Source organism: Pseudomonas sp. FG86, from assembly GCF_057808775.1.
Genome location: NZ_JBMDIS010000144.1, coordinates 1 through 8767, shown reverse-complemented (window position 1 = coordinate 8767; position 8767 = coordinate 1). Strand labels below are relative to the sequence as shown.

Sequence of the window (8767 nt, the reverse complement as noted above, 5' to 3'; positions counted from 1 at the left end):
AGCTGACCAGGCGCGGTGTGCGCATCGAGTTCGTCAAAGAATGCCTGACCTTCACGGGGTCATGCCGAGATAAGGCAAAAATTAGGACATTCGTTCTGTAACTTGCTGTATTTAAAGGAGTAAATTTGAGAGGCGCTGCTCAAGTAAAGGCCGCTTCAGCCATCCAGAAAAAAGGATGATTCACCCGCTTGGTTGCACTCGCGGAAGAACGTTAAAAACGATGCGCAACTTGCCTGTGGCGGCTAGATATTGATCAATTATCTATGCCGAGATAATTGCAGATAATTCCCCCAGTCTGTGGCCAGCGCGAGTCCATAAAATTGGAGAAAATGCCGAGTTAGAGGGCCTGCGAACAGCTTTGGCCGAGGCTTTACGCTTCGACGCGTACACAAAGCTGCGGGCTGCTTAGCACTGAGGCCTCTCCCAAAAGCGACAAAGGCGGCCTCAACGAGACCGCCTCAAACCAAGTTTCATCACCGGTATCTATACCCGGGAGAGGAAGCTCTTGGGCAGACGTCAAGGATAGCACCGGTAAAAGCGCCACGGCTAATGCAGCCTCGCCCTGCTGAGCCCCTTCAGCTAGGGTGCTCATTTGGTTTGTCTCGAAGCAGCGGTGTGAATGGCTCAAGACCATCATGCGAACACTCGCGGCCTAGATGGCATTATCAAAAGGCCAATTATTCTGGAGGCGGATATGGGCATGCTCCACGAAAAACTGGGTTTGCCGAAAGGCCACTACTATCTGCACGTCGCTGTGCTGGCGGGACTGCCGGCTTCGTTGGTTTCTGATTTGGCAAGCGAGCTGGAGCGATCGCCAGCGCAGATCGCGGAGTGGATCACTGTGTCCCACGGCAGTGCCGTAATGTCTATACAGGCTGGTGAGGTGTTCTGTCGTCTTATTGAGACCCTCGATGCTCTATTGGAGCTGCACGAGGGGGATCTAGGAGGTACGCTCCGCTGGCTAACGACGCCGAATGTGGTGCTGTCCAATGAGGCGCCGGTCGAGCTGCTGGTAACCGAATTTGGTAAGCGCGCTGTGCGGCAAGCTATTCGTGCGATTGAATATGGACTGCCAGTTTGATCCCTGCCGATGGCGGCTTCGCGCTAGAAACGCTGGGTCATGTACCTGTTTCATTACCGCTGGTAGTGAGCGGCGTATGCCCGAGCAGTTTCAGGTGCGTGATGGCTTCGGCCAAGCGCTCCTGCAGGATCTGCGCTTGCTGCGTCTGGGTCGCGGAGGTCTCGCCCAACCGAGACACCTCCTCCTGCAATGTGCTGCAGCGCCGTTCCAGGGCCTCATTCGCGCGTTCAGCTCCGGTTAACGTGCGCTGAGCGGTTTCCAAGGCCTGGATCTTCTGCGCCAGTAGCTGTTGCTGCGCATACAGCTCTTTTTGCAGCTGCCGCGCCTCTGTGAGCAGGCGCGCATTGTCGCGGTTCAGTTGGGTCAACTCGTCCTGTTTGACGATCAGGGTCTGCTGCAATTGCCGTAGTTCCACTTGCAGTTGCTGCATCTGCGACTCGTGCCGACGCTGCTCCTGCTCACGCTGTTCCTTGCTGGCCTGGCGATAATGCTCCAGGGCATCACGAGCATGTTGATGCTTATCTTCCAACGAGAGGATCTGCTCGTCGCGATCCCGCAGGCGCGTTTCTTGGTCTTGGTTGGCTTGCTGTAGGCGGGCATTCCCAACCTCAGCCTGCTGGCGCATCTGTCGTTCCTGCTGTAGCGCTTGCTGGGCAGTCTGGAGCTGCTCCGTGAGCTCAATACACTGACCTTCTAACTGCTGGATACGGCTTTCTGCCTGCTGAACCTGATTCTGGTAATCAAGTCGTTCCCGAGCCAGTTGCTCGCGCTCGTGCGCCACCTCGGCCTTCGCTTCCTCCCTGAGCTGATCCGCCAACTGGCCTACCAGGTTGGCCAACTGCTCGCTGAGCGGCAGTACGACAGCGCTCTGATCGGAGTCAGCGTCTTCGAGTTCTTTCAGGTAGCGATGAATGGTGGTTTTCGAGCCAGTGTTTCCCAGTTCGACCCGTATCGCATCGATGCTGGGGTTCTCTCCTCGCGCCAGGATGGCCTGGCGGGCTTTCCGAACCAGCGCCTTATTGATGCCGCCGCGGGCCATGGTCTGCTCCTACGATTTCGTATTATATTACATACCACGTATTTACATACTAATTTGTTCTGAAGTAAAGCGGGATTTGAGATGTAAATTAAGATAAAATAACCGAGGCTTATTCAATTAGATGGGCAAAAATGACTGCTTCGCGGTCGTTTCCCAGTACACAAAGGGCAAACCCAGGCGATGAAGAACGTCGAGCGCTATCTGCAAGCCGGCACGCGGGAAAACACCCGCCGCAGCTACCAGTCGGCCGTCGAACACTTCGAGGTGACCTGGGGCGGCTTCCTGCCGGCGACCGGCGACAGCATCGTGCGCTACCTGGTGGACTACGCCGACACCTTGAGCCTCAGTACGATGAAACATCGTCTGGCCGCCCTGGCCCAGTGGCACATCAGCCAGGGTTTTCCTGATCCGACCAAAACACCTACGGTGCGCCAGGTACTCAAGGGCATCCGCACCCTGCATCCGGCGCAGGCTAAGCAGGCAGCCCCACTGCAGTTGCAGCACTTAGAAAAGGCGGTTCAGTGGCTGAGTCAAGAGGCCGAACGCGCTCAGCAGTCGGGCGATTTGGCAAGCCTGCTGCGAAGCCGGCGCGACATGGCGTTATTGCTGATCGGCTTCTGGCGGGGATTCCGCAGCGACGAGCTCTGCCGCCTGCAGGTTGAGCATGTCCAAGTCGAGGTCGGCGCCGGTATGGCTTTGTTCTTGCCGCAGAGCAAGGGTGATCGGGAGAACCTTGGCACGACCCATTACGCTCCAGCCCTGAAACGCCTCTGCCCGGTACAGGCTTATCTCGACTGGATCAGTGTCGCCGGCATAGCACGAGGGGCCGTGTTCCGCCGCCTGGATCGCTGGGGGCACCTGAACGACAGAGCGCTGCACCCCGGTAGCCTGATCAGCTTGCTACGCCAGATATTGCAACGCGCAGGTATCCCGGCCGAGCTCTATACCAGCCATTCGCTGCGCCGCGGCTTCGCCACTTGGGCCACGGCCAATGGTTGGGATCTCAAGGCACTGATGACCTACGTGGGTTGGAAGGACATCAAGTCAGCCATGCGCTATATCGATCCCGCCATCTCCTTTGGCGGCCTGGCGGCAAAGCCCGCCCTTGAACTGAATGCTGGCACTTTGACTCTGCTGGCAGCTTCTCACTAACATCGACGCACGACAGGAGTAAAGGTGCAATGAGTACGCAGACCAGCATCGAATGGACGGAAATGACCTGGAACCCGGTGGTGGGCTGCACCAAGGTATCTCCAGGCTGCAAGCATTGCTATGCCGAGAACATGGCGCACCGGCTACAGGCTATGGGCACATCCGGCTATGAAAATGGATTTCGTCTGAGCCTGCGACCGGAGAAGCTTCAAGAACCACTACAGCGTAAGAAGCCGACCATCTACTTCGTAAACTCGATGTCCGACCTGTTCCACGAACACGTACCAGACGATTACATCGATCAGGTTTTCGAGGTAATTCGGAAGGCGTCTCAGCACACATTTCAGATACTCACCAAGCGCGCCGAACGCTTGGCCACATATTTCAGTACTCGGACTCCGCCTGCGAATGCGTGGCTGGGTGTGTCGGTCGAGGATCGCGAATATGGAGTGCCCAGGATCGACTGCCTGCGCCGTATAGACGCCACGATTCGTTTCCTCTCTGTTGAGCCACTACTGGAGGACTTGGGCGAGTTGGACTTGACCGATATCCATTGGGTGATTGTTGGTGGTGAGTCTGGCCCCAAGGCTCGACCAATGAAGCAAGAGTGGGTCGACAGTATCCATAAGCAGTGCGATGCCTTCGGCTCAGCCTTTTTCTTCAAGCAATGGGGTGGCTGGGGTGCCGATGGTGTAAAACGCTCGAAAAAGGCCAACGGGCGGCTGTTGAACGGCCAGACCTGGGATGAAATTCCGCTGCTCAACCTCGCCTGACACAAAATAAGGAATAGCGATGGCCAAGGATGACGAGAAGTATCGTTGGGACTGGTTAACTCAGACATTCCCGACCATTGATCCGCACAGCAAGATCAAACACCAGATTATTGATGAGTACATCCAGGCCTACATCGATGTACTGATGCGGAACCAACTGATGCCGGAGCTGGGCCTGTCCATCGTTGATGGCTTCAGCGGTGGCGGCATTTACCATGACGGTGCTGGCGGCACCCATTTCGGTTCTCCAGTGATCGCACTGGAAGCCATTCAAGAATCAGAGGTGCGTAATAACCAGGATCGCATCAAGCCCCGCACCATACGCTCGCAGCACCACTTCGTGGATGTGAAGCCTGAGAACATTGCTTGCCTGCATTCTGTGCTGGCCACTCGAGGTCATGCTCCTCGAGTGGGTCAAGATGTACACCTGCATACCGCCGAATTCACTCAGGCCCTGCCAATCATCGCGCAAAAGCTGAAACAGTTCGGTAAAGGTGAGCGTGTGCTCTTCCTGCTGGATCAGTACGGATACGGCGACGTTCCTTTCCCCAGAATCAAATGGATCTTCCAGAACCTGAGCAGTGCCGAGGTTCTGCTCACTTTCAACGTCGACTTCCTGGTGACGTACCTTGCTGACCGACAAGCCAATCGCAAAGCCATTTCCAATATTGGCCTAGATCACCATGTGCCATGGAGCACGCTGAAGGATTTGAAGGCTCATCAGCCTCGAAACTGGCAATACATCATCCAGCGCTTTCTGTCAGAGGGCATCAAGCAAGAAAGTGGCGCGGAGTACATGACGGTTTTTTTCATCCGCCCAGCCGGCAACAACCCGATGGCCTATTGGTTTATCCATCTGGCAAACAACTACCGTGCTAATGATGTGATGAAGAAGATCCACTGGAAGTACGGCAATAATTTTTCCCATATGCTGTCACCGTCCAGTTTTTTCGGTTACGACGCCAATCGCGATATCGCCGTAACTGGGCAGCCTGATCTTCTGTTGGATGAACACCACTTTGACGATGCTACGGACGACCGTATCCGTGGCGAGCTATCAGAGCTCCTCCCCAGGCAAATTTATGACCGTGAGCGGCAGCCGTTCCGCGGACTAATGACCGGGCTGACGAATTACACAATGGCGGACGAGCTACGTGTAAAGCAGGCCCTGGATATGGCGATCGCTACAGGTGATGTGCTTGCGGTCGACAAAGATGGAAAAACGAAGCGTCGCAAAGGCACAAGCATCAAGTCCACTGACACACTGATTGCCCCTCCACAAAGGCCAATGTTTTTTCTGCCGCCTGTTAAGAAGGCCAAGCCCGAAAGCTGATTGCACTCAACGAGTCCGCGCGAAAGCAGATCACGATTTATGGTTCTGCCGGTCCCTGTAGGCTGCCGGATCGCTCTAGAATGCACTTTATAGACGATTATAAAGTGAATATAGAGCGATTATAGAGCGATTATAGAGCGATTATAGAGCGATTATAGAGCGATTATAGAATCTGATTTTTGGCACGAATTGTAGACCCCTCTCTGACGAAAATTCGTTCCGATAGCGGTTCGATCTGCAAATGGGATCGGAACCAGCGCCTGTTGTACTGACGACAGGCAGAGAAAGATCAACAGCGGACTGGTTTCGTGCTGCTCAATGCCTAGAGTTTCATGAGGTAAATCGCGGCTAAATGCCCTAGATAGAACCAGTAACCCCAGCGGCCAACGGGCCAGACTGTGCAGGACATGGGTTGACGCAACAGGGCCACCCCCAGCAGTACGGCTGCTCCAGCTATGGCGAACATAGCCAGGGCTGCAGGCAATAACCACCAGCGTACGCCCTTTAGCCCGAGAACACAGGCGGCAGGCAACGTCACGCCGATCACCCCATACATCAGCTGTCGATGCAGCAACAGGGCGACGACCAGCGCAGTGGCAGCCAGGAACAGACTGTTGCGATCGGCATGATGAATGCCCCAGGCCAGCAGCAGGCCGAGCGACAAGATCGGCATCACGTTGAGCGTCGCGCTCTCCGGCGAGAGCAGACGGTAAGGCAACTCGGAGAGCAGGGAGAAGGCCAGCAGCCAGCCGAGATAGCGTGCATTACACTCGCTGAACAACTCGCCAGATCGGGTTCTGGCCACGTTGGCGGCAATACCCAGGCAGAACAGCGGAAACGCCAGGCGCCCGATGACGAACAGGCCATAGGCGTCTGGCCACAGATACCGCAAGTGGTCGATTAGCATGCTGAGCATGGCCAGCCACTTGACCAAACCGAGCCCGGCGTCGCGCGTCATCCCAGCAGCCTAAGCGTTAACGCGGCCAGTGCCAGATAACGCCCTGCCTTGGCCACCAGAACGATCATCAGAAAGCTCCAGAATGGCTCGCGCAGCGTGCCGGCGATGACAGTCAAAGGATCGCCTATGATTGGCGCCCAGCTCACCAGAAGCGACCAGCGACCAGCGTGTTGCGGTTCAGAAAGCGCTGGTAGTCTGCACTGGTGAATTCACTCCGCCATCCGAAAGTGTCCGCGTTAACGGGATAGAACCCGACTGCTTACAATTCAGATTCAATTTTCCTGCGCATTCTTTTCTACCACGGACAGAGTGCTTATAGGTGTCTCAGGTTTATTCGAAATACTATCCTCAACGCCTGTCGTATTACTGAGTAGGCTATTGGTTGCGGTCTGCAGGTAGGCCTGTAGTTGCTTACCCAAACGGTCATCCAGCTCTGTAGCAGGCGTCAGCGCACCTTGCGGATGCGGGCCCAAAGTGTATTGATAGCTGCGTGGGGGCATGTCCTTAGGCAATACCAGCATGCGTTCGCCACTGATCATGGCTACTGTCTGGTCACTGCCCGAGGGTTTCACAATGGCAAAGCCACTGTCGCCATCTGGCAAGCTCAACAAGTCGCGCCCCCAGCACTGGTGGCGCACAGGCTCTCCAAGCCGGCCCATGATGGTTGGGACGATATCAACCTGACTGCCGACGACATCCTGGGTCTTACCAAAGGCATCTTGGACGCCCGGCGCGATCAACAGCATGGGTACATGGAATCGGTACAAATCCATCTCGGTTAACTGCTCTTGCGCACCAAAGCCATGGTCACCCACGACCACGAATAGGGTGTCTTTGAAATAAGGCGCTTTACGAGCCTTTTCAAAAAATCGTCCAAGAGCCCAGTCAGAATAACGCATAGCTGTCAGGTGCTGGTCAAGCGAACCTTGTCCTGTGACGGGCTCAATAGGCAACACACCTGGCAGCGCGTATGGCGTATGGTTTGAAAGCGTTTGGAGGAGTGCATAGAAGGGTTTCTTTGGGTCTTGCTTGAGCAGTTCTTCTGCAGCGCGATCAAACATATCCTGGTCAGCCACTCCCCATGTCGGGTCTGATACCACGGGGTCAACAAAATCATTACGACCGATAAACCTTGTCATGCCCTGGTTACTGAAAAAGCCACGTTGGTTATCCCAGGCAAAATCGCCGTTGTAGACATACAGATCGTCGAAGTCGCGAGTGCTAAGCAACTGAGCCAGACCGGAGAATTGGTGGCCTCCTTCCGGAGTCTGCATCAAGTACTCGAAACCGGGTAAGTTTGGGAAGCAGGCCATGCTGGCAAACATGCCTTGATGGGTATGGGTGCCATTAGCGAAGAAGCGGCGAAACAGCACACCTTCTTGAGCCAACTGATCGAAGTTCGGTGTGATGCCAGCTTCGCTGCCGAGCGCGCCAACAAAGTGCCCAGCAAAACTCTCCATCAGAATCACTACGACATTGCGGATCGGCAGGCGCGTATTTTGTGGGGGCTGAAAATCGCGGCGGATCGCCGCTGTGTTCTGGTCTGCTAGGCGCTCGTGTTCGGTAAATAAGAGATCGCGTGTCAGGGTCGTCGCTTGATCTGCGAGCATGCGGCTCTTCCAAATCTTGTCGGCGCGATCACCTGAGTAGTGGTTCTTGGCTGCGGCATAAAGGCTCAAGGTGCCATTGAGGCCTAAGTGGTTGGCAAACATTGAGTCTGTGGTGAATGCATCCCCCCAGCGTAGTGGCGGCCCTTGCCGCAAAGTACCGCGCGCCACAACAACCGATATAGCCAGGCAAAGCAGCAGCGTCATACCATGACCGAGGTTATTCATTGTTCGGCGCGACTCGACGGTTGAGCGGCCCTGGCCACGAGTACGTTTATCCAGCCAACCCAGCAGTACGAAAAATAGAGCACTCAACGCCAGCCAGGCACCCAGTAGGCGCAGCACTGGAAAGCCATACCAGAGCATGCTCAGCACAGTTGCCGGGTCTTCCTGCAAATATTGAAAGACCAATGCGTTGAGACGCTGATGAAACTCTCGATAGAAATTCAGTTCAATCATGCCGAGCAGGATAGCTACCGCTGCGCAAGTTCCTAGCCAAATGCGTTGCCATGTCCGGCGGACCATTGCCGGGCGATATGCAAATGCCAGGGTCAGTGGTGCACAGATATAGACCACTAAGCGCAAGTCAAAACGCAGGCCATTAAAAAACGCTTCCGCCAGGCTGGTCCACGCGGTAGATCCAATCAGCTCTCGGTTGAAAAGTAATAGGGCCACGCGTAACAGAGTCAGCAAAGTTACTAATAGTGCTGCACTGCCAAAAAGGAAGGCCAGGTGTTCGCTTAGGCCAAGTTTTTCTTTCGCATTTGAGGGGCGGTTGCAGAAGCTGAGTGCAACACGGTTATTGATTTGAAGCTGGAGCATGA

Annotated in this window: 7 protein-coding genes and 1 pseudogene; 4 read left to right on the top strand and 4 right to left on the bottom strand. The window is 55.2% G+C overall.

The features are described from left to right. The first annotated feature begins 619 nt into the window (after positions 1-619). Entirely contained in the window at positions 620-1081 is a 462-nt protein-coding gene (locus ACODSV_RS35135; RefSeq protein ID WP_169880574.1) for an antitoxin Xre/MbcA/ParS toxin-binding domain-containing protein, read from the top strand. Positions 1082-1118: 37 nt separating this feature from the next. Here ACODSV_RS35135 and ACODSV_RS35130 read toward each other — a convergent pair whose 3' ends face one another. Further along, positions 1119-2120 carry a DNA-binding protein gene (locus tag ACODSV_RS35130; RefSeq protein WP_034138166.1) on the bottom strand — a complete coding sequence of 334 codons (1002 nt, stop codon included), beginning with the start codon at positions 2118-2120 and terminating at the stop codon, positions 1119-1121. Between the two features lie 180 nt (positions 2121-2300). Between ACODSV_RS35130 and ACODSV_RS35125 the strand changes: the two genes are divergently transcribed. From ACODSV_RS35125 to ACODSV_RS35115, 3 genes are read left to right on the top strand one after another with little or no spacing between them, the layout of a single operon-like run. Then, entirely contained in the window at positions 2301-3272 is a 972-nt protein-coding gene (locus ACODSV_RS35125) for a site-specific integrase (protein WP_034138165.1), read from the top strand. Between the two features lie 29 nt (positions 3273-3301). Beyond that, positions 3302-4045 carry a phage Gp37/Gp68 family protein gene (locus ACODSV_RS35120; protein WP_011077900.1) on the top strand — a complete coding sequence of 248 codons (744 nt, stop codon included), beginning with the start codon at positions 3302-3304 and terminating at the stop codon, positions 4043-4045. Positions 4046-4064: 19 nt separating this feature from the next. After that, positions 4065-5378, top strand: coding sequence for a three-Cys-motif partner protein TcmP (locus tag ACODSV_RS35115; protein ID WP_017246426.1), 1314 nt, complete (start codon positions 4065-4067; stop codon positions 5376-5378). Between the two features lie 322 nt (positions 5379-5700). Here ACODSV_RS35115 and ACODSV_RS35110 read toward each other — a convergent pair whose 3' ends face one another. The 3 genes and pseudogenes from ACODSV_RS35110 to ACODSV_RS35100 all read right to left on the bottom strand — a co-directional run bounded on the left by ACODSV_RS35110 (position 5701) and on the right by ACODSV_RS35100 (position 8765). Continuing rightward, positions 5701-6336 (bottom strand): TraX family protein, encoded by a 636-nt coding sequence (locus ACODSV_RS35110; protein ID WP_150054014.1) that lies wholly within the window; start codon positions 6334-6336, stop codon positions 5701-5703. Then, positions 6333-6500: pseudogene (locus ACODSV_RS35105) on the bottom strand (YqaA family protein); the annotation flags it as partial. The gene ACODSV_RS35110 and the pseudogene ACODSV_RS35105, both read right to left, overlap by 4 nt. 108 nt (positions 6501-6608) lie before the next feature. Next, positions 6609-8765, bottom strand: a complete 2157-nt coding sequence (locus tag ACODSV_RS35100; RefSeq protein ID WP_223817806.1) for an LTA synthase family protein — start codon at positions 8763-8765, stop codon at positions 6609-6611. Positions 8766-8767: the final 2 nt, after the last annotated feature.